Genomic DNA, 19,678 nt, shown 5'->3' on the forward strand with positions numbered 1-19,678 from the left:
GAACATGCGGCGGGGCGATCCCGGGCGGTGGCGATCAGCGGTCGCGGCGGTAACGGAACAGCCGGATCACGAGTCGGAACGCGAGCGCGAACGCACCGATCGCCGCCATCGCACCGAGCAGGGGATAGAGGGCGAGCCCCGTCGCGAGTTCGGGCCCTCCGGGCGTCGTGCCGAGCCAGACGGCCCCGACGAACAGGATCGTGGCGAAGACGGCGGACGCCACGTCGTCGACCACCGCGCGGACGAAGTCACGATCACGCTGATCGGCGAACGTGCGCGTCCGGACGGCGAACGATCCGTCCGCGAGCTGCGCGGACACGCGTTCGAGCCGACCGGGCACCCGGTCGGCGAGCGCGAGCGCGAGGCTCGAGCGCGTCACCACCCGCTCTGCGAGCCGGGCCGGGTCGACCGCCCGCGTGACGAGGTCGGGCAGGGCGCCGCGCACGAACGAGTCCTGGTCGAGCTCCGGCGCGAGCGCCCGGAGCACGCCGAGCAGCGCGACGACCGTCCGGAACGCGCCCGCCACATCGCCCGGTACGACGATGCCGAAGCGCGTGAGGAACGCGAACAGCTCGCCGACGAGCGTCCCGACGGGGTCGGGGCTGTACCGGCTGAGGGTGACGAGGCGGCCGAGCTCGCGCCGCATCGCCGCGCGATCCGTGTCCGCACCGACCTCGAACGCCATCTCGAGCGCCGTCACGGCCCCGACCGTGTCGTCCTGCAGCACCGCGAGCAGCAGCGTCCCGAGGAGCGCACGCGTCTCGGCGTCGATGACACCGATCGCCCCGAAGTCGAGCAGCCCGATGCGGCCGTCGTCGAGGACGAGCACGTTGCCGGGGTGCAGATCGGCGTGGAACACGCCCTGCACGAGCACGCCCGTGAGCACGGCGCCCGCGAGCTCCCGCGCGAGTCGCTCGCGATCGGCGGTGGGCAGCGCATCAGCGGCGGTCGCGACCGGGCCGCCGTCGAGCCTCGTCATGACGAGCACCCGCTCGCCCGAGAGCTCGGGCACGATGCGTGGCGTCGCGATGAGCGGGCGATCCGCGAGGGCACGCGCGAGCGCCTGCGTGTTGCGCGCCTCGATGCGGTAGTCGAGCTCCTCGAGCAGCGACCCGCGCAGGCCCGTCGCGATCGCGCGGAGCCCCATGCCGCGCGCCCAGTTCCAACGCCGCTCGGCATCCGTGGCGAAGCGGACGAGGATGTCGGCGTCCACGCGCACGCGCGGTGCCGCGCCCGGCCGCTGCACCTTCACGACGACCCGCGTGCCGTCGTGCAGCGTCGCCGCGTGCACCTGCGCGATCGACGCCGCCGCGAACGGGACGGGATCGAACGAGGCCAGACGCGTCGATGGTGCCTCGCCCCACTCGTCGCGCAGGAGCGCCTCGACGTCGACGCTCGGCGCGGGTTCCGCCGCGGACTGCAACCTGGCCAGCGCCGCCGTGAGGGCGGGCGGCAGATTCTGCACGCGCGTCGAGAGGATCTGCCCGACCTTGACGAACGTCGGGCCCGAGCGCTCGAGCGTGCGCACGACCGCGGCGGAGAACGCCGGGTCGGACGGCCCGAGCCGCAATCGCCGCCACAGGCCGGACGACGCGACGACCCAGCTCAGCTCGAGGTATCGCAGGGCGCGCCGAGCGCCGTCCCGGACGCCGACGGCCGCCTCGAGCGGCCCCGGCAGACGACCGGTCGGGACCACGAGCTCCCACACGACGAGGACGCCGAGCGCGACGACGAGCGAGCCGACGAACAGCAGGCCGAGCACGAGCGACGAGACGAGCAGCGTTCCGGCGCCCGACGATGCGCTCGGCGTGAGGCCGACGGCCGTGAGCACCGGCACGGCCGACTCGCTCAGGAGGGCGAGCGAGGCGATCGCGACGAGGAACGCGCGCAGCCGACCCGGCTGATCGCCGAGGAGGCGCCGCAGGACCGTCCCGACGGCGATCCCGTACACGATCACGACGAGGGCGCCGAGCATCGATCCGAAGAGGTACTCCACGCGACTCCCTCCCGTCCTCGACCCGGCCGCCCCTCTCTCGGAGGCTAGTAGCCCTCGTCCGGGGGCGGCTCGAAGTCGAACGGATCCGCCGGTGGCGGGACGTCCTCGAACGACACCGCGGGCTCCCTCGCGGGGGCGGTCACCGGCCGCGACGCGGAACGCGCGCTCGGCGGCGGCCCGGCGGCGGGGGCGTCGCCCGACACGATCGCCAGCACCTCGTCGCCGTACCGGTCGAGCTTGGCCTGCCCGACGCCCGAGACGTCCGCGAGGGCCGAGCGGTCGGCGGGCGCGGCGGCCGCGATCGCGGCGAGCGTCGCGTTCGAGAACACGACGTACGCGGGCACCTCCTGCACCTTCGCCGTCGCGAGCCGCCACGTGCGGAGCCGCTCGAACAGGTCCTGCCCGTCGCCCGCGAGCTCGGGCGGTGCCGTGCGCGCGCGTCGCGAGACGCCTGCCGCACCGGCCCGGCGCTCGGGCTCGCGGCGCAGGAGCACCGTCCGCTCACCACGCAACACCTCGCGTGAGCCGTCCGTCAGGCCCAGGACGCCGTACTCACCCACCGATTCGAGCAACCGTTGGGCGAGCATCTGGCGCACGATGCCCCGCCACTCGGTGTCGCCGAGGTCCGTCCCGATCCCGAACGTCGACAGCTCGTCGTGCCCGCGCTGCTGCATGCGCGGGGTCTCCTTGCCGCGGAGGATGTCGATGATGTGGCCGGCCCCGAACGACTGGCGGCGCTGCCCGAGCCGCACGATCGTCGAGAGGAGCTTCTGGGCGGGCACCGTCCCGTCCCACGACTCGGGCGGTTCGAGGCACGTGTCGCAATTGCCGCACGGCTCCGACTCCTGGCCGAAGTAGCGCAGCAACTGTTGGCGACGGCACGTGATCGTCTCGCACAGGGCGAGCATCGCGTCGAGGTGCATCGACTGGGCACGCTTGCGTTGCGCGTCGCCCTCGCCGTCCTCGATCATGCGTCGCTGCTGCACGACGTCCTGCAGGCCGTACGCGAGCCACGCGGTCGACGGCAGCCCGTCGCGCCCCGCACGACCCGTCTCCTGGTAGTACCCCTCGATCGACTTCGGCAGGTCGAGGTGCGCGACGAAGCGGACGTCCGGTTTATCGATGCCCATGCCGAACGCGATCGTCGCCGTCATGACGATGCCGTCCTCGCGAAGGAAGCGCGCCTGGTTCGTGGCGCGCGTCGCCGCATCGAGGCCCGCGTGGTAGGGGAGCGCGGCGATGCCCTGGGCGGTGAGCCACTCGGCGGTCCGCTCGACGGAGTTCCGCGACAGGCAGTACACGATCCCGGCCTCGCCCGGGTGCTCCTGCGTGATGAGCCGGAGCAGCTGTGCCTTCGCGTCCTGCTTCGGGGCGATCCGGTACTGGATGTTGGGGCGATCGAAGCTCGAGACGAACATCGGTGCCTCGGTGAGCCCGAGCCGTTCGGCGATCTCGACGCGCGTCTGCGACGTCGCGGTCGCCGTCAGTGCGATGCGGGGGACGTCCGGCCAGCGCTCGTGCAGGAGGCCGAGCTGCAGGTAGTCGGGGCGGAAGTCGTGGCCCCACTGCGCGACGCAGTGCGCCTCGTCGATCGCGAACAGTGCGATCTCGGCCCGATCGAGCAGGCCCGCGGCGACCGGCAGCCGCTCGGGCGCGAGGTAGAGCAGATCGAGCTCGCCCGCGAGGAGCGCCCCCTCGACGGCTCGTCGCTCGTCGGGCGACTGGGTCGAGTTGAGGAACGCGGCACGGACGCCGAGCTGTTCGAGGGCCTCGACCTGGTCCTGCATGAGCGCGATGAGGGGTGAGACGACGACGCCCGTTCCCGGTCGCACGATCGAGGGGATCTGGTAGCAGAGGCTCTTGCCGCCGCCCGTCGGCATGAGGACGAGCGCGTCGCCGCCGTCGCACACCTGCCGGATGATGTCCGCCTGGTCCCCACGGAACGCGTCGTAGCCGAAGACCCTGCCGAGGACCTCGAGAACACGGGAATCCGTCGCAGTCGCCATCACCCCAGCCTACGTCGCGCGGGCCGCTCCTTCCCGTCGGCGAGCCGGTCGGTGGGACGCGACACGCGGCGACGTGGCGGCTCAGTGTCGCGGCGCGTGGAGCAGCCAGTCGCCGGCCTCGGCGAACCCGGGTACCTGCACGAGGGCCAGGTCGATCGCCGCCGCGACGGCGATCACCGCGAGCACCGTCCACACGACCGGTCGCCGCGCGGTCGCGAGCGTCGCACCGACGAGCACGGCGACGCAGGGGCCCATGAGCGACCACAGTCCGAGCGCCTCCTCGAGCGGTGCGGGATACACGATCGCACCGATCGAGAGGGCGCACAGCCAGAGCGCGCCGAGCCAGAGGGCGCCCGTCCCTGCCGTGCGCACCGTCCGGCGCAGTCCCGTCGCGACGACGGCCACGCCGACGCCGATGACGACGGCCAGGAGCGCACCGGACACCGTGGCGGTCGGCGACAGGGAGACGAAGAACAGGTCGGTCGGGGAGACGACCGCCCGCGTCGCGCGCGCCTCGCTCGTCGAGGCGCCGATGGCGATCGACACGAGGAGCGGGGTGACGAGTGCGGCCGCGACCGCGAGCGCCCCGCCGAGCGTCCGAAGCGTCCGCGCGTTCGTGTCGCCGAGCAGCCTCGCGAGGGGCAGTACGACGAGCAGCACGATCATCGGTGCGCACGCGTAGACGGCCAGGACCAGGAGGAGGACGAAGGTCGACCAGCGCAGCAGGTTCCGCGCGCACGCCGCGTATCGATGCCGCCGCGTCGCGGGTGCGACGAGTCGGAGCTCGAGCCCCGAGCCCGGGAGGGCCTCCCGGTACTCCACGGCCCACGTGAGCGCGACGACCGACCAGATGCCGAACGCGAGGCCGAACCCGGCCCCCGACACGGTGGCACCGTCGAAGAGCGCGCGGGGGAGCAGGGCGAAGACGATCCCCGCGAACACCGCCGCGCGAGCGCCCGCGATCTGCAGGCAACAGGTCGAGATACCGGCCGCGACCACGCCGATCGTGACCGCGGCGAGCACCCGGAACGAGAACTCGGACGCACCCGTGATCCCGAACCAGTGGTGCACGAGCGCGAGCCACAGGGCGTCGTCGGCGTGGCCCGCCTGCGTGAGCGCCCAGAAGTCGTCGCTGCTGCGTGCCGTGACGGCGAGCAGATTGAGCTCGTTCGGCGTCAGGCTCGGGAGCCAGTCCCCGGCGAGGCAGAGGAGCGCGGCGCCGAGACCGATCCAGAGCGGCACGAGTCGCTCCCAGCGCGTGTGGCGCTGCCGCACGCGGCGCGACGGACGACCATCCGCCCAGTTCGCCCAATCGACGTCGTGTGGCGGAGCGCCCCCGTCGCCCGCCGCCTCGCGGCGGCCCGGGGCACCCCGCGGCGGGACGGGCGCGGCCACGGTCGCCGACGTGGGCGCCGGTGTGGTCGTGGCGATCGTGGGGACACCGTTCGCGGGCGTGGTGGTCGCCGGAGCGCCCGGCGCCTGGCGGTACACGTCGGGGACGCCCGCGACGGGCCTCGGCGTCGGCACCGTCGTCGTCGCGGACGGCCGACGCCTGACGGGCGCGACGACGACGCTCTCGTTCGCGGGCGCGGGCGGTGGCGGCGGAAGCATGGAACGGCGCGGGGTCGTCGCCTCGTCGATGTCGTTCGGTTGCGGGAGCGGCACGGCGGCGGATGCGGGCGACGTGCCACTCGTCCGAGGAATCGGAGCGGCGACGATCGGGATCTGTCCCGTCGACGGGTAATACCGCACGGCGGGTTGGACGGTGGGTTGCTCGACCGTGTCGAGCACGTGCAGCGAACGCGCGGCCGGCCCGGAGCGTGAGCGGCGACGGCCACCGTAGACGGGCATTCCGCTGCCGTCGTCGTCGCTGCCGTCCATGATCACCTCGAGTCGCCTGCCTCGCCTCGTCCGCTGCTTCGCGTGCCTGTCCTCCGCGAGCGTGGAATCCGTGCGGGCGGGGTCCAGGCGTCCTCCGACGGTAGTCAATCGACCCGCATGGACGTCGCCGGATCGGGGCGGTACCCGTCCCCATTGACGGACGATATGACCTGTGTCAGACGTTGCCCGGACGGTGTTCCGGACGGCCGGCGCCGTACCAGTCGTCGTCGGCGGGTGGCGTGAGCCGGACCCCCGATTCGCGGGCGACGATCGACCGCAGCTGACGGATCGCCTCGCGCGTGCGACGCTGATCGGAGTCCGTCACCTCCTTGAACACCATGCCCTCGAAGGCGAACAACACCATGTCGAGCAGGGCCTCGTCCTCGACGCCGAGCGCCCTGAGCGGCGCCGAGAGCGCCTCGCGATACTCGCGGTAGTACCGCTTGACCTGCGGGACGAGTTCGGGCCGTCGGCGCGATTCGAGGATCGCCTCGTAGAGGAACGCGTGCGTGTCGCGACTGTCGGTCACCGAGCGCGCGAGGTTCCGGGTGAACTCCGTGAGGCTCGGGACCTCGGCGAGTGCGCGAGCGTTCTCGATGCCCTCGTCGATGGCGAGGCTGAGGGCCTCGGTGATGAGCGCGTCGACCGACCCGAAGTGATAGCGCACGAGGCTGTGGGCGACGCCCGCCGCCTCCGCGACCGAGCGCGAGGTGATGCCGCTGAGGCCGAGTGCGAGCCCGACGTCGATCGTCGCCCGAAGGAGTGCCGCCCGGCCGAGTGCGTTCTGCGGAGGGTCTACGGGGGTCTGGGACGAGACCGTCATCACGGTGCCTCCGGCCGGTCGGTGGAACGTCGTCGATGGGGTGGAACGGTATGGAACAGCGCGGCCCTCTCGGGCCGCGCGGGTGTTTCGGGTGGTGCGTCGCGGCGGATCAGCTCCCCGGTCGGACCTCTCGACCCTCGGCGATCCAGGTGGACGTGCCACCGTCGACGTTGACGGTCTCGAAGCCGCGTTCGTCGAGGAACTCCGCGGCGCGGGCGCTGCGTCCACCGGCCTGGCAGATGAGGTGGACGGTACCGTCGGCGGGGATCTCGTCGAATCGACCGGCGAGTTCGCTGAGCGGGATGTTGACGGCCCACGGCACGTGCCCCTGGGTGAACTCGTCGACCTCACGAACGTCGATGAGGGTGGCCGACGGGCCGAGGTCCGCGAGGTCCGAGGTGGTGGCGTGCTCCATGCTCGTCAGCCTAGCCCGCGAGGGCCGTCGTCCAGCGTGTTGATGCAGGCTCGAGACATGGTGGATCGACGGATACACGGAACGGTCTCCGGGATCGTGCAGGGTGTGGGGTTCCGGTACTCGGCTCGCGTCGAGGCGGAGCGCCTCGGGGTGACCGGTTGGGTGCGCAACCTGCCCGACGGGAGGGTCGAGTTCGAGGCGGAGGGCGAGGAGCAGGCCCTCGAGCGCTTCGAGTCGTGGCTCGGTCGCGGCCCGGCGGGGTCGGTCGTCGAGGACGTCGAGAGCACTCCTGCGCCGGTCACCGGCGGACGGGGCTTCCGAGTCCTCGCGTGAGGCCGATCGGGCCGTGTCCGGCCCGCGCGGGCCTCACACGCCGAAGAGCGTCTGCCCGACGTAGCCGCCCTCGGCGGCTCCGGGCGGGATCGCCCAGATCCCCGTGCCCACGTGGCGGATGTACTCGTTGAGCAGGTCGGTCGCGAGGGCGTGCTGCACGGCGATGAACTGATCGGGATCGCGCACGTAGGCGAGGAAGAAGAGGCCCGCGTCGAGGCGTCCGAGATCGTCGTTCCCCTCGACGTAGTTGTAGCCGCGGCGGAGCATGCGCGAGCCCGCGTTGTTGTCGGGGTGCGCGAGCCGCACGTGGGCCTTCATGTCGATGACGGGTTCGTCGCCGCCCTCGGCCCCGGGCGCCGTGAAGTTCGGCTCCGTGAACTCGGTCCCGCCCGAGAGCGGTGCCCCCTCGCCCTTGTTCCGACCGAAGATGTTCTGCTGCTCGCCCAGCGAGACGCGGTCCCAGCTCTCGATGAGCATACGGATGCGGCGCGCCGCGAGATACGAGCCGCCCGCCATCCACGCGGGACCGTCGGCCGCCTGCACCCAGACCTGTTCGTCGGCGACACCGGCCTCCTCGGCCTTGATGTTCGCCGTGCCGTCCTTGAAGCCGAACAGGTTGCGCGGTGTCTGCTGGGTCGTCGACGTGGACGAGGTGCGACCGAAGCCGAGCTGCGACCAGCGGAGGACGATGCGGCCGAAGCCGAGTCGCGTGAGGTTGCGGATCGCGTGCACGGCCACCTGCGGATCGTCGGCGCAGGCCTGCACGCACAGATCGCCGCCGGAGCGCGCGGCCTCGATCGCGTCACCGCTGAAGCGCGGCAGCGGTTCGAGCAGCGGCGGCTTCTGCGCCGCGATGCCGAATCGATCGGTGCCCGAATCGTCGGTGAACAGGCTCGGCCCGAATCCGAACGTGATCGTGAGCCCCGAGGGCGGCAGACCGAGCGCCTCACCCGTGTCGTCGGGCGGCGCGAACGGCGAACCGCCGACGGCGCCCGAGGCGGACACGTCGAGCCCCTGCGTCATGCGCGACGCCGCGTAGCTCCACTTCGTGAGGAGGTCGACGAGTTCGTCCCGTGTCGTCTCGGGGGAGACGTCGAACGAGGCGAAGTGCAGGCGGTCCTGCGCCGGCGTCACGATGCCCGCCTGGTGCGCGCCGAAGAACGGGTAGGTCGTCGTCGTGCCGCCACCGGCCGACGACGCGACGCCCGTCGCCACGGCGGCGCCGCCCGCTCCGCCGACCGCGAGCCCGGCCGCGCCCGCGGCGAGCGCGCCGAACAGGCCACGTCGGGTGAACCGGTGCGGGTGCGCGGCGGGCTCGCCGCCGTCGAGCTCGGCATCGTCCGCGGTGCGCGCGGCCGGACCCGCATCGGCGCGCGGGGACGGGGCTCCGGCGTCGTCGTCGCTCGTCGCCTCGATCGCGGCGTCGTCGGGCTCGCGTTCGCTCTCGGTGTTCGGCACGTGGTCCATTCTCTCTCGCGTCTCGCGTCTCGCCGATTCCGGTGCCCGGGTCACCGGCCCTCGAAGTGCCCGGCGGGTGCCGCTCGCGGCACGGTCCGGTCGCCCGGTCGATGCGAACGGCCCCGCGGAGGAAGGATCCACGGGGCCGTTCGTGTGTCGCGGTGGGTCGTCCGGGGACGGCCCACCGGCGTGATCAGGACGAGGGGATCCCGAGCACCGTGGACGTGAGCTGCGAGAGCGGCTCGGCGAGCGCGTCGACGCGTGTCGACAGGCCCTTGACCTGCTCGGCCGTGAGCGACTTGTAGTCGACGAAGCCGTCGGTCGTGTTGCCGTACTTCGCGAGCTCCTCGTTGAGTGCCCCGAACTCCTGGTCGATCGTGTCGCTGAGCTTCACGCCCTCGTCGCCCTTCGAACGTGCAAGGTCCTCGACGATCCCGAACGCGACCTGCGCGCCCTCGACGTTGCCCTGGAAGTCGCTGAGGTCGGTGCCCGACCACCAGTCCTCTTCACCCGTTACCTTGCCGGTCGCCACCTCGTCGAGGAGGCCGATCGCGCCGTTCGTGATGTCGTCGATCGTGAGCGTGAAGTCGTCGGCGTTCACGAGCGACTGGAGCTCGGCGACGTCGGCGACGAGCTTGTCACCGAACTCCTTGCGCTGCTCGGGCGTGGAGGCCGTCCACCCCTCGTTCGCGTCGGTGTCGTCGGAGTTCTTCGCGCCCGGGGCGGGCGGCCAGAGGTCCTTCTCGATGCGGTGGAAGCCGGTCCAGTCGAGCCCCTCGGCGAGCGCGTCGACCTCGCGGTAGTCGATGCGAGGGTCGAGGTCACCGAACGACTCGGCGGTCGGCTCGATGCGCTCGTAGAACAGGCGCGTCGAGGCGAACAGGCTCTTCGCCGTCTCGTCGTCGCCCGCGACGTAGGCCGCGACGAACGCGTCGACCGCGGGGACGAGCTCGCCGACCTGGTTGCGGACGTAGGCCTTGTAGTTCGCGACGGCCTCGTCGTGCGCGGCCTGGTCGTCCTCGGAAACCGCGACCTCGTCGCCCGTGACCGTGAACGCCGCCTGACCGATGCCGGCACCGATCATGCCCGGCTTGCAGACCGTGAAGTACGAGCCCGGCTGCGCGACGATCGCGAGCTGTCGGCTCGTGCCCGGCGCGATGTTCTCGACCTCGCCCACGATGCGCAGGCCGTCCTCGGCGAGCACGTAGAACTCCGTGACGCGGCTGCCCGAGTTCGTCACGTCGAAGGTGATGTTGCCCGAGGTCGTCTCGGCGGTCGAGACGTCGCACGTGTCCTCGGTGCTCGTGACCGTGATGGTCCCGGCACCGTCGGGCGCGGCGTTCGGGACGCAGCCCGCGAGCATGGCGATCGTTGCGGCGCCGCCGAGGGCGGCCGCGAGCGGTCTCATTGACATTGGTGGTTCTCCTGGTCGTTCGGTGGAGGGATCGTGGGGCGGCTCAGGCCGCGGCCGGCGCCGTCTCGCTCGCCTCGCGCGCAGCCCGCGAACGCTTGCGGTTCGCGCGGTCGAGGCGGATGAAGCACGTCATGGTGGGGATGAGATAGGCGGCCCAGGCGATGAGTTCGAGCTTCGTCATCTCTGGCGTGAAGCCGATCGTGCCCTTGAGGAGCGCGGCGAGGAAGCCGTCCGGCGGGATGGTCTCGCCGACGCGGAACGCCCAGGCGTTGTCGCCGAACCAGGACTGCACGAAGGGGCCGGCGCCGTCGGGAGCGGCCATGAACGGGCCGGGGATGATGCCGCCCTCCATGAGGTCGTGGACGGCGTAGGCGACGACTCCCGCCGCGACGACGATGAGCACGTAGCCGGTCCAGCGGAAGAACGTGGGGAGGTCGAGACGCATGAGTCCCCGTGTGATGCCCCAGGCGAGGCCCGCCGCGACGACGATGCCGATGACGGCGCCCGAGAAGCCGAGGAACCAGTTCGCGTCCCCCCGCGTCGTCGACCACACGAACAGCGCGGTCTCGAGCCCCTCGCGTCCGACGGCGAGGAACGCGACGAGCACGACGCCCCAGCCGGCACCGTCGAGGTGCGCGTCGACCTCACCCTCGAGCTGGTGGCTGAGCGTCTGGGAGACGCGCAGCATCCAGAACACCATCCACGTGACCATCGCGACCGCGACGAGCGAGAGCGAGCCGCCGATGATCTCCTGTGCCTGTGTCGAGAGGCCGTACGCGCCGAACGTCAGGATCGCGCCGACGCCGAGCGACACGGCGATCGCGATCGCGACGCCGAGCCAGATCATGCGCGCGACGTCGCGTCGTCCGATGCGGTGCACGTAGGTGAGGAGGATCGCGACGACGAGGGACGCTTCGAGTCCTTCGCGCAGCCCGATGAGCAGGGTGCCGAGCATGAGTTCCTTCGACCGAGACCCGCGTCGGCCCTCCGGAGCGATGCTCCTCGGAGTCGGCGCCGACGAGACGGCGTGAGTGAGGTGAGGCTTACCTGCAGGATGCTACGCCCGCGGCGAACACCTGAGCAAGCCGCGCCCCGAACTTCGGCGGGATCACGGGGCGCGGCTCAGACGGTCGGGAGCGCCGCCGGTGCAGCCGGATCGGTGAACGCGTGCTTCGGCACGAACAGCAGGCACGTCGCCGCGACGAGGGCGGTGCCGCCGCACACGATCCACACGGTGTAGTAGCCCGTGAGGGTCCCGGCCGTGGTGGCCGTCCCGACCGCGGTGCCGCCCGCGCCGTGGAGGAGCGCGAGACCGAACACGCACGAGGCGATGGCCCCGCCGACCGTCTTCACCGAGTTCGTGAGGCCCGTCGCGACGCCCGTCTGCTCGGGCGGTGCGGCCGCGGCCGCCGCGGCGGGGAGGGCCGCCACGAGCGCGCCCGAACCGATGCCCGCGACGACCATGCACGTGAGGACCTGGCCGTACGTGTCGTGGAAGGGGACGAGCAGGAGATAGCCGCCGGCGACGAGGAGGCAGGCGCCGAAGAGCGCGATCCGTGGCGCGACGAACCGGGTCGCGAGGGGCAACAGCATCGCGCCGACCGCGAGCGAGAGGACGTACGCGCCGATCAGCAGCGAGGTCGTGAATCCGGCCGTCCCGAGGCCGTAGCCGACCGTCGCGGGGTCGGTGCGCGCGAACGTCGAGAGCGGTGCCTGGGCGCCGAGCACGCTCACGCCGAAGAGGCCCGCGGTCAGGAAGACGGGCCACAGCGCGGGGTCGCGGAACATGCGCACGTCGATGAGTGGCGACGCCTGGCGCAGTTCCCAGCGCGCGAACGGGACGAGCAGCGCGAGGCCCGCGACGACCACGAGCCACGGCAGCGGTGCCGTCGGTCCCTGCAGACGCAGCAGGCTGAGGCCCCCCGTGAACCCGACGAGCGCGAGCGACACGAGCACCACACCGACGGTGTCGAAGGTGTCCGCCGCGCGCACGGGAGCCTCCCGGACGCCGATGCCGATCGCGACGAAGCAGAGCGTGACGGTGATCGCGGGGAGCGCGAGGACGGTGCCGAGCGGGAGTACGTCGACGAGCGCACCGCCGAGGAGTGCCCCCGCGATCGCCCCGGTCTCGAGGGCCGCGACGAGCGTCCCGGCGGCGCGACGCGTGATCCGGGCGGGCTCGACGACGCCGTCCTGCACGCTCGCGCGCGACCAGATGAGCGCGATCTCGAGCGGCAGCCACACGGCGTACGCTCCCTGGAGGGCCCACGCGACGAGGAAGACGGGGAACGAGTCGGTCATCGCGAGCGCGAACGAGGCGAGGCCCGTGATCGCGGTCGACACGAGCAGGATCCGCTTGTGGCCGACGAGGTCGCCGAGTTTCGCGAGTGTCGGCACGACGAGAGCAGAGAACATCAGCTGCGAGCCCTCGAGCCAGTTGACGTCGGCGTCGGTGATCGACAGGTGTCGTGCGATGTCCGTCAGCATCGGGGTGTAGTAGCCCTGCAGGATGCCGCTCGTGAACTCGACGACGGCGAGCACGGCCACGATCCCGCCGAGTCCGCCGAGGGAGCGCGCGCTCATCGAAGATCCTCGAGCAGCGCACGGAAGAAGCGGACGCCGCGGGCGAGCGCGTCGACCTCGACGCGCTCGTCGACCCCGTGGATCGTCGCCCGCTGCGCCGTCGACATGCGCAGTGGCGCAAAGCGGTACGTCTCGAGGGCGTCCCGCTGCAGGTGGCGCGCGTCCGTCGCCGCGAGCGCGATGTAGGGGACGACGACCGCGCCCGGATAGGCCTGCGCCACCGCGTCCCGGATCGCCGCGAACTGCGCGTTGTCGCTCGGGGCGGCGGGCGTCGCCTCCTCCCGCTCCATCACGACGACGCGCACCGAGCGGTCGCCGACGACGCGCGCGATGCGGCGCGCTGCGCTCGCGGTCGAGGTGCCGAGCGCGAGGCGCAGGTTGAGGGTCGCGCTCGCCGTGGAGGGGAGCACGTTGACGGCCGTCCCACCGCGCAGCATCGTCGGCGCGACGGTCGTGCGCACGAGCGCGGCGGCGTCACCGCCGAGTCGAGCGAAGAGGAACGCCGTGAGTGCCGGTACGGCGACGAGCAGGCGGAGGAGCTGGCGCGAGGGCCCGGTGGCGTGCGGGACGAACGCGCGCAGCATCGCCCTCGCAGGTTCGGGCAATCGGGCGGGGAACGGTCGCGCGCGCAGGCGGAGCACGGCACGCGCGATGCGCTCCGTCGCGGAGCGGCCGGCCGGTGCCGACGCGTGCCCGGGGTCACCCGTCGCCTCGAGCCGCACGGCCATGACGCCCTTCTCACCGACACCGACCATCGCGGCCTCGACGTCGATGAAGGGGAGTGGGGCGTCCACGACGGCACCACCCTCGTCGAGCACGAGCCACGGGCGGACGTCCTGCTCACGGAGCCAGGCGGCGAACTCGCGTGCGTCGCTTCCGAACACCTCCTCGTCGCCGCCGACCCACACGAGCACGTCGCGCGGCGGCGTCCAGGCCTCGGTGAGCAGACCCTCGAACGCCTCGAGCGCGACGACGAGCGCGCCCTTGTCGTCGAGCGTGCCGCGACCGAAGACCGTGCCGTCGCGCACGACTCCCGCGAACGGCGGGTGCGTCCAACCGTCCGCCTCGTCCGCGGGCACGACATCCGCGTGCGCCATGAGCACGAGCGGCGCTGTCGGGCGCGCCCCGGCCGCCGTACCGCCGCCCGGCAGGTGCCACAGCCGCCCGGTGCGACCGATCGTCCGCACGGTGGTGGCGGCGTGGAGTCGTGGATACATCTCGGACAGCACGGCGTGCAGTTCGGCGATGTGCGCGGCATGGGCGCGGGCGTGCGTCGTGGCATCGACGCCCGTGGGGGAGGCGGAAACGGTGGGGATGCGGATCAGTGCGGCGAGGTGCTCGGCGGCGAGCGGGCCGGCGTCGACATCGGAGCTCGACATGGACCGAGCCTAGGGGCAACCAGGGACCTGGCCTACGCTGGTCGCGGAGAGGATGCGGATGTCGAAGCTGTCCCCGGCGACGACACACGATCCGGCGCGTGCGGCCGTCCCCCTCGGCCCCTTCGCCGTCGTCGTGTCGACCCTTGCGCTGCTCGCGGTCGCGGCGTGTCTTCGGCCTCCGATCACGTCGTTCGGCCCCGTCGTCTCGCGCGTCGCGAGCGAGACGGGCCTCGGGGCCGCGGAGCTGGGACTGCTCGGCGCGCTGCCCGTGATCGGCTTCGCGCTCGTCTCCCCCGTCGTCGCCCCCATCGCGCGGCGCTTCGGCGACGGGCGCACCGTGCTGGTCGCCATCGTCGTGCTCGTCGTCGGGCTCGGCCTGCGGTTCCTGCCCTCGCTCGCGTCGCTGTGGGTGGGTACCGCACTCGTCGGTGTCGGCATCGCGGTCGGGAACGTCCTGCTCCCCGCGCTCGTGAAGCGCGGCTTCCCCGCGCACCTCGCCCTCGTGACGGGGCTCTACACCGCCGTCATGGGGACGTTCGCGGCACTCGGTTCCGGTCTCTCGGTCCCCATCGCCGAGGCCACCGGCTCGTGGCGCCTCGCGATCGGCTGCTGGATCGCGCTCGCCGTCGTCGCGCTCGTGGCCTGGAGCGCGAGGCTCCGGAACGATGCGCGCAGCGGTGCGGTGGCACATCGGACGCGTGTCGCGGGAGCGGGTCGCGACGCCGCGACGGACGCGATGGTGGAGCGCGGCGCCCGGCCGCCCTCGGTGTGGGCTTCGCCCACGGCCTGGTGCGTCACCGCGTTCATGGGCCTGCAGTCGACCGGGTTCTACGTCACCGTGACGTGGCTCCCGTCCATCGAGATCGCGTCGGGCGTCTCCGAGCGGGCCGCGGGGTGGCACCTGTTCCTGTGCCAGGTGGTCGGCATCTTCGCGGGGCTGCTCGTCTCGACGCGGCTCGGGCGGACGACCGATCAGCGGGCGATCGCGGCGCTCGCGGGCGTGCCGCTCGTCGTCGCGTGCATCGGGCTCGTGTTCGCACCGGGCGCCGTCGTCCTGTGGGCCGTGCTCATCGGCATCACGCAGGGGGCGACGCTCACGATCGCGCTCGCGCTCATCGGCCTGCGCTCGGCGTCGGCGGCCGACACGGCTCGGCTCTCGGGGATGGCCCAGGGGGTCGGATACGGCCTCGCCGCCCTCGGGCCCGTCGTGGCGGGCATCCTCCACGACGTGTTCGGCTCGTGGCACCCCGTCCTCTGGTTCGTCGTCGGCGCGACGGCCGTGCAGTCCCTCGCCGCGCTCGGCGCGGGCCGCCCCCTCACCGTCGGTCACGAACGGACGGAGGTCCGCGCATGACGAGATCGGAGGCGATGCTGCCCGCGGGCGATCAGGGGCTCCGGCGTCGACGACACACGTCCCGGCCGCACACCGCGACGGGCGTCGAACGCTACGCCGAGCACTTCGCGCGGCTCTTCCGGGCCGAACCGGTCGTCCTCGGTGCGCCCTACGACGGAACGATCGGCGTGCTCTCCTACGTGCACGGCGGTGTCGCGTCGGTCGTCTCGCTCGGGCTGTCCGACCGTGAACTCCCGGGCGGTGCGCGCGTCGAGCTCCTGTGCGAGGTGCTCGAGGACCACGCGCCCGCGGCGGAGGTCGCGATCCGCATCGCGATCCGGCGCGTGCTCGGCGAGCTCGGTGCGAGGCCGGGTCCGCTCGGTTCGGGCGACGTGTGGATCAACGCCGTCCCGATCATCAGCGGCACGAACATGCAGGGGATGATCGCGCTCGACCCGAGCTGGCACGTCCGTGACGACGTCGTTCGCGATGAGGCGGGCGACGAGTACGGGATCGTGCAGGAGATCGTGATGCTCACGACGACGGAGGCCCGGCGCATCGCGCACGACGGGTTCGAGGCGTTCCGCACGGCCTCGGCGGCGACGCCCGCGGCCCGTCTCGACGTCCTGCGCGGTGATCTGGTCGGGCCGCCCGCGACACTCCCGGATGTCGCGTGCATCGTGACGCGACACCTCCACGAGGCACCGGTCGGATGGTTGCAGCGGGATCTCGGCGGGCAGTTCCTCGCCACCTCGCTGACGGAGTCGGAGGCGGACCTCGCCGATCCGGCCACGTTCGAGACGTGGCCGCTGCGCGCGGTCGTGGGCGGCACCCCCGAGCTCCGCGCGTTCGCGATCCGTGCACAGCCCGGCGATTACGCGCGTCGGGAGCCCGAGGGATGGCGATACGGGCGACTCGCGGGCGCCGACGAGGACGCGTGACGAGCGAGCGCGGACGCGTGGGCGGAGGCCTGACGGGGGGTTTGGTGTACCGTGTTTGTCTTCCCGACAACCGACCGGCGGCACCCGAAGCGCCGGCCGGCGATTCTGCGTGGGGGAACGCGCATTGAATCTGTGCTTCGATGATGTTTCAGGGGGAAACATGACGATGGGGAGTGCCATGACGGTACCGCGGAAGGGCGCGGTGATCGATGTGTCGCTGCGGAGTGGGTCCGACGTGTTCGCGATCGACTTCGAACGGCGTTTCTCGGCCGTACCGACACTCGCGCCCGAGCGCATCGGCGGGCTCGTCTCGACCGCGCTCTACGAGGGCCACGGCACGGCGACCGTCGCGTCGCTCGGGCTGGAGCGCGTGATCTTCGCCGGCGAGGAGCCGCTCGAGGTCTACTGCGAGGTGCGCGCCGGGCAGCATGCCGCCGCCGCGGTCGCGGTCACGCGTGCGGTGCGCCGCATGGTCGAGGATCTCGGTGGCCCACTGCCGCTGCACGACCCGTGGCTCGTGGCCCACCCGTTCGTGCCCGGAACGAAGTTGCACGGCATCGTCGCCGTCGACGCGGCGTGGCGCGGGATGGACATGGGGGTGTACGACGCATCGGGTCGTCGGCGGGGTCGCGTGATCGAGCTCGTGTTGCTCACCGAGCACGAGGCGATCGCAGCGAGCGAGCACGGCTTCGGGGTGTTGTCACAGGTCGCGTCGCAGCGGCCGGGCGCCTTCCGGGACATCCGCCGGAACGATCTCGTCGACCCGTCCGGGGCCATCGGGTTCGGGTGGCCTCGTCGTCGTCGCGATGACGAGCCCGCCGCGCTGCCGGACGAGGCGGGGGAGCCGTCGAGCGTCGCACCCGCCCCCGACGAGTCAGCCGCGCCCGTCGTGACCGCCCCGAGCGTGCGCGAGGAGCCGAGCACGGCGGGCGCCGGTGTGCCCGATGCCGGTGTGCCCGATGAGGAGCCGTCGGTGGCCACGGGGCTCGGGCCGATCGGCGACGAGGTGCTCGGCATCCACATCCGGGTGTCGCGCTACGTGCGCAAGCACCTGCCGATCCGCTGGCTCCAGCGTGGCGAGGACGGCGTGTTCGTCGGCTGGACGGCCGACGAACCCGAGGGCTACCTCGACGATCCCGACAACTTCGAGTGGTGGTCGCTCGGGGTCATCCTGTTCGAGCAGCCCGATCTCGAGCCGTACGCGACGAGCGCGCTGCCCGGGACGTACGCGAAGCGCGTGCTCAGTCACTGGGAGTACGGCACGCTCGGCGAGCGCTGAACGCGCGCCCGTGCCGCGGCCCCGCACTGCCGCGTGGGGCCCGTGACCGTGGTCACGACCTGCCGCAGCACCGGCAACGGCGGGCTGCGACCGAGAGGCACGGAGCGACGACGAAACCCTCGTCGTGCAGGATGCCGAGGTCAGCGCGGCGGGGCCTGCCACGGGGAGTGTCGTGCGAGGTCGCGAGCGAGGGGCGGGTCGGCGGGCAGTGATCGGCCCGCGCCGACTCGATCGCCACGCACGTGTCGCAGGGCGTGTGCCGTCAGACGTGTCACACAGGCGTCCCGAACGCGATGACGGCGATCGCGATCGTCGCGACTCCGGTCGCGAGGATCCGCCGCCGACCGAGGGGCTCGTGCAGGACGACCGCGGCGGCGAGCGCGGTCCAGATCAGGCTCGAACTGCGCACCGCCGAGACGACGCCGAGCGGCGCGTGCAGCGTCGCGTACAGGCCGAGGAGCGTGGAGAGCGGAATGAGCATCGCGAGGCACACGATGGGGCCGGGCGTTCGTCGGAGGAGCTCGAGTCCGCGCACCATCCCGCTCGGCCCCGCGACGGCCGAAAGGAGGACGCACTGGGTGCAGGCCGCCACGCCGTAGTACAGGGGCGGGTCGACACCCGCCGACGCGACCGCCCAGCCGTCGAAGGTCGTGTAGGCGGCGGTCGTCACGGCGATGGCGACGCCCCACATCGCGGTGCCGTGACGAGTTCGTGAGCTCGGCGACGAGTCGGCACCGTCGTTCCGTGTGCGCGTCGCCGGCTCGAGCAGGAGCACGATGGCCACGACCATGACGGCGACGCCCGCGATCGCGATGCCCGAGATTGCCTGGCCGAGCAGGACGGCTCCCGCGACCGTGACGACGATCGTTGCGAGGCCGCGGGAGGCGGGGTAGACCGCGCTGACGTGCGCGGATCGGTAGGCACGATCGAGCAGGACGGCATAGCCCGTGTGGAACGCGGTACTGACGGCAGCGAGCAGGACCGTCGTGCCGAGTGGCGCCGTGCCGGGACGTCCCGCTCCGTCGCCGGCGACAGTGGGGGCGAACACGACCGCGATCACGGGGGCGAGGGGGACGAGGGCGGCGACGTTGATGATCCACAGGGCGGGGACGCCGCTTCCGGCGAGCTTTCCCGCGAGCGTGTTCCAACCGGCATGCGCAACGGCCGAGGCGAGCGCGATCGCGATTCCGACGAACATGGTTCTCCCCGACTCTGCGTAGACAATGTCCGCATGGTAGACGCAAGCGTAGACACTGTCTACGACGGGGCAGGAGGGGTACGCGACACGCTCGTCGCGAACGCGGTGGAGCTCGTCGAGGAGCGTGGCCTGGCCGACTTCACGGGGCGCGAGGTCGCACGCCGCGCTGGCGTTTCCCACGGCGCCCCGAGACGGTACTTCCCGACGCTCGAGTCGCTCCTGGCCGCTGTCGCCGTGCGTGGGTTCGCGATGCTCGGGAATGACCTGGGGCATGCCGCCGGGGAGCTTCCCGAGACCGACGCGCGTGCGCGACTGATGGCCATCGCGCAGCGCTACGTCCGCTTCGCCGTCGACCACCCGGCGCTGTTCGAGGTCATGTTCCGCCACGACCTCCTCGCGAACTCGGGGCAGGGGCTGCGTGCGCACTCCACCGACGTGTTCGCAGTCGCGCAGGGGGCGATCGCGGCGGTGATCGACGTCGAGGGAACGGACCTCGTCGCAGAGCGGACGGCCGTCGACCTGTGGGCGGGGATCCACGGCCTCGCCACCCTCGTGGCGCGGCGCGCGATCGAGGTCATCGCGACCGATCCGGTCGAGGTGCTCGTCGAACGACAGGTGCGCGCACACCTCGGAGCGTGA

Annotated in this window: 16 protein-coding genes; 5 read left to right on the forward strand and 11 right to left on the reverse strand. The window is 72.4% G+C overall.

Annotated features, from left to right (window positions below; translation table 11 throughout):
- Nucleotides 1–34: 34 nt before the first annotated feature.
- From HNR16_RS17025 to HNR16_RS17045, 5 genes are all read right to left on the reverse strand, one after another.
- Nucleotides 35–1,996, reverse strand: a complete 1,962-nt coding sequence (locus HNR16_RS17025; RefSeq protein ID WP_158039027.1) for an ABC1 kinase family protein — start codon at nucleotides 1,994–1,996, stop codon at nucleotides 35–37.
- Nucleotides 1,997–2,040: 44 nt separating this feature from the next.
- On the reverse strand, nucleotides 2,041–4,002 hold the full coding sequence (recQ, locus tag HNR16_RS17030; RefSeq protein WP_158039028.1) for a DNA helicase RecQ: 1,962 nt from the start codon (nucleotides 4,000–4,002) through the stop codon (nucleotides 2,041–2,043).
- A gap of 81 nt (nucleotides 4,003–4,083) precedes the next feature.
- A complete protein-coding gene (locus tag HNR16_RS17035; protein WP_158039029.1) occupies nucleotides 4,084–5,991 on the reverse strand; it encodes a hypothetical protein in 1,908 nt (635 codons plus the stop codon).
- 67 nt (nucleotides 5,992–6,058) lie between these two features.
- Nucleotides 6,059–6,706, reverse strand: a complete 648-nt coding sequence (locus HNR16_RS17040) for a TetR/AcrR family transcriptional regulator (RefSeq protein WP_158039030.1) — start codon at nucleotides 6,704–6,706, stop codon at nucleotides 6,059–6,061.
- Nucleotides 6,707–6,815: 109 nt separating this feature from the next.
- On the reverse strand, nucleotides 6,816–7,121 hold the full coding sequence (locus HNR16_RS17045; protein WP_158039031.1) for a rhodanese-like domain-containing protein: 306 nt from the start codon (nucleotides 7,119–7,121) through the stop codon (nucleotides 6,816–6,818).
- Nucleotides 7,122–7,178: 57 nt separating this feature from the next.
- On the opposite strand from HNR16_RS17045, the gene HNR16_RS17050 reads away from it, so the two are divergent.
- Nucleotides 7,179–7,454, forward strand: a complete 276-nt coding sequence (locus HNR16_RS17050) for an acylphosphatase (protein ID WP_158039032.1) — start codon at nucleotides 7,179–7,181, stop codon at nucleotides 7,452–7,454.
- Nucleotides 7,455–7,487: 33 nt separating this feature from the next.
- Here the strand turns inward: HNR16_RS17050 and efeB are convergent, their stop codons facing one another.
- From efeB to HNR16_RS17075, 5 genes are all read right to left on the reverse strand, one after another.
- On the reverse strand, nucleotides 7,488–8,912 hold the full coding sequence (gene efeB, locus HNR16_RS17055) for an iron uptake transporter deferrochelatase/peroxidase subunit (RefSeq protein ID WP_225737715.1): 1,425 nt from the start codon (nucleotides 8,910–8,912) through the stop codon (nucleotides 7,488–7,490).
- 193 nt (nucleotides 8,913–9,105) lie between these two features.
- The gene (gene efeO / locus HNR16_RS17060; RefSeq protein ID WP_158039034.1) at nucleotides 9,106–10,326 is read right to left on the reverse strand and encodes an iron uptake system protein EfeO; all 1,221 of its coding nucleotides are present in this window, start codon (nucleotides 10,324–10,326) and stop codon (nucleotides 9,106–9,108) included.
- Between the two features lie 43 nt (nucleotides 10,327–10,369).
- Complete coding sequence (gene efeU / locus HNR16_RS17065; RefSeq protein WP_158039035.1) at nucleotides 10,370–11,281, reverse strand: iron uptake transporter permease EfeU; 912 nt, start codon at nucleotides 11,279–11,281, stop codon at nucleotides 10,370–10,372.
- Between the two features lie 167 nt (nucleotides 11,282–11,448).
- Nucleotides 11,449–12,909, reverse strand: coding sequence for an MFS transporter (locus HNR16_RS17070; RefSeq protein WP_158039036.1), 1,461 nt, complete (start codon nucleotides 12,907–12,909; stop codon nucleotides 11,449–11,451).
- Nucleotides 12,906–14,288: a M20/M25/M40 family metallo-hydrolase gene (locus HNR16_RS17075; protein ID WP_158039037.1), complete on the reverse strand. Its 1,383-nt coding sequence runs from the start codon at nucleotides 14,286–14,288 to the stop codon at nucleotides 12,906–12,908. Before HNR16_RS17075 ends, HNR16_RS17070 begins: the two co-directional genes overlap by 4 nt.
- A 58-nt stretch (nucleotides 14,289–14,346) precedes the next feature.
- On the opposite strand from HNR16_RS17075, the gene HNR16_RS17080 reads away from it, so the two are divergent.
- The 3 genes from HNR16_RS17080 (at nucleotide 14,347) to HNR16_RS17090 (ending at nucleotide 17,841) form a co-directional block, all read left to right on the forward strand.
- Nucleotides 14,347–15,642: a CynX/NimT family MFS transporter gene (locus HNR16_RS17080; RefSeq protein WP_179558331.1), complete on the forward strand. Its 1,296-nt coding sequence runs from the start codon at nucleotides 14,347–14,349 to the stop codon at nucleotides 15,640–15,642.
- On the forward strand, nucleotides 15,639–16,562 hold the full coding sequence (locus HNR16_RS17085) for a suppressor of fused domain protein (RefSeq protein WP_158039039.1): 924 nt from the start codon (nucleotides 15,639–15,641) through the stop codon (nucleotides 16,560–16,562). The genes HNR16_RS17080 and HNR16_RS17085 overlap by 4 nt, the downstream gene beginning before the upstream one ends.
- Nucleotides 16,563–16,740: 178 nt before the next feature.
- Entirely contained in the window at nucleotides 16,741–17,841 is a 1,101-nt protein-coding gene (locus HNR16_RS17090; protein ID WP_158039040.1) for a hypothetical protein, read from the forward strand.
- A 271-nt stretch (nucleotides 17,842–18,112) separates the two neighbouring features.
- On the opposite strand, the gene HNR16_RS17095 is transcribed toward HNR16_RS17090, so the two are convergent.
- Nucleotides 18,113–19,039, reverse strand: a complete 927-nt coding sequence (locus tag HNR16_RS17095; protein ID WP_158039041.1) for a hypothetical protein — start codon at nucleotides 19,037–19,039, stop codon at nucleotides 18,113–18,115.
- Nucleotides 19,040–19,072: 33 nt separating this feature from the next.
- Here HNR16_RS17095 and HNR16_RS17100 point away from each other — a divergent pair, with 33 nt between their 5' ends.
- On the forward strand, nucleotides 19,073–19,678 hold the full coding sequence (locus HNR16_RS17100) for a TetR/AcrR family transcriptional regulator (RefSeq protein ID WP_158039042.1): 606 nt from the start codon (nucleotides 19,073–19,075) through the stop codon (nucleotides 19,676–19,678).

Origin of the sequence: Pseudoclavibacter chungangensis (assembly GCF_013410545.1) — a bacterium.
Classification (GTDB): Bacteria; Actinomycetota; Actinomycetes; order Actinomycetales; family Microbacteriaceae; genus Pseudoclavibacter; species Pseudoclavibacter chungangensis.

Excerpts from the sequence above, each read along its gene's own strand:
- HNR16_RS17045 (WP_158039031.1), bottom strand. The coding sequence starts at position 7,121 with ATGGAGCACGCCACCACCTCGGACCTCGCGGACCTCGGCCCGTCGGCC.
- HNR16_RS17095 (WP_158039041.1), bottom strand. The coding sequence starts at position 19,039 with ATGTTCGTCGGAATCGCGATCGCGCTCGCCTCGGCCGTTGCGCATGCC.
- HNR16_RS17075 (WP_158039037.1), bottom strand. The coding sequence starts at position 14,288 with ATGTCGAGCTCCGATGTCGACGCCGGCCCGCTCGCCGCCGAGCACCTC.
- HNR16_RS17100 (WP_158039042.1), top strand. The coding sequence starts at position 19,073 with ATGGTAGACGCAAGCGTAGACACTGTCTACGACGGGGCAGGAGGGGTA.
- HNR16_RS17070 (WP_158039036.1), bottom strand. The coding sequence starts at position 12,909 with ATGAGCGCGCGCTCCCTCGGCGGACTCGGCGGGATCGTGGCCGTGCTC.
- efeO (WP_158039034.1), bottom strand. The coding sequence starts at position 10,326 with ATGTCAATGAGACCGCTCGCGGCCGCCCTCGGCGGCGCCGCAACGATC.
- HNR16_RS17040 (WP_158039030.1), bottom strand. The coding sequence starts at position 6,706 with ATGACGGTCTCGTCCCAGACCCCCGTAGACCCTCCGCAGAACGCACTC.
- HNR16_RS17080 (WP_179558331.1), top strand. The coding sequence starts at position 14,347 with ATGTCGAAGCTGTCCCCGGCGACGACACACGATCCGGCGCGTGCGGCC.
- HNR16_RS17085 (WP_158039039.1), top strand. The coding sequence starts at position 15,639 with ATGACGAGATCGGAGGCGATGCTGCCCGCGGGCGATCAGGGGCTCCGG.
- HNR16_RS17050 (WP_158039032.1), top strand. The coding sequence starts at position 7,179 with ATGGTGGATCGACGGATACACGGAACGGTCTCCGGGATCGTGCAGGGT.
- efeU (WP_158039035.1), bottom strand. The coding sequence starts at position 11,281 with ATGCTCGGCACCCTGCTCATCGGGCTGCGCGAAGGACTCGAAGCGTCC.
- recQ (WP_158039028.1), bottom strand. The coding sequence starts at position 4,002 with ATGGCGACTGCGACGGATTCCCGTGTTCTCGAGGTCCTCGGCAGGGTC.
- HNR16_RS17090 (WP_158039040.1), top strand. The coding sequence starts at position 16,741 with ATGACGGTACCGCGGAAGGGCGCGGTGATCGATGTGTCGCTGCGGAGT.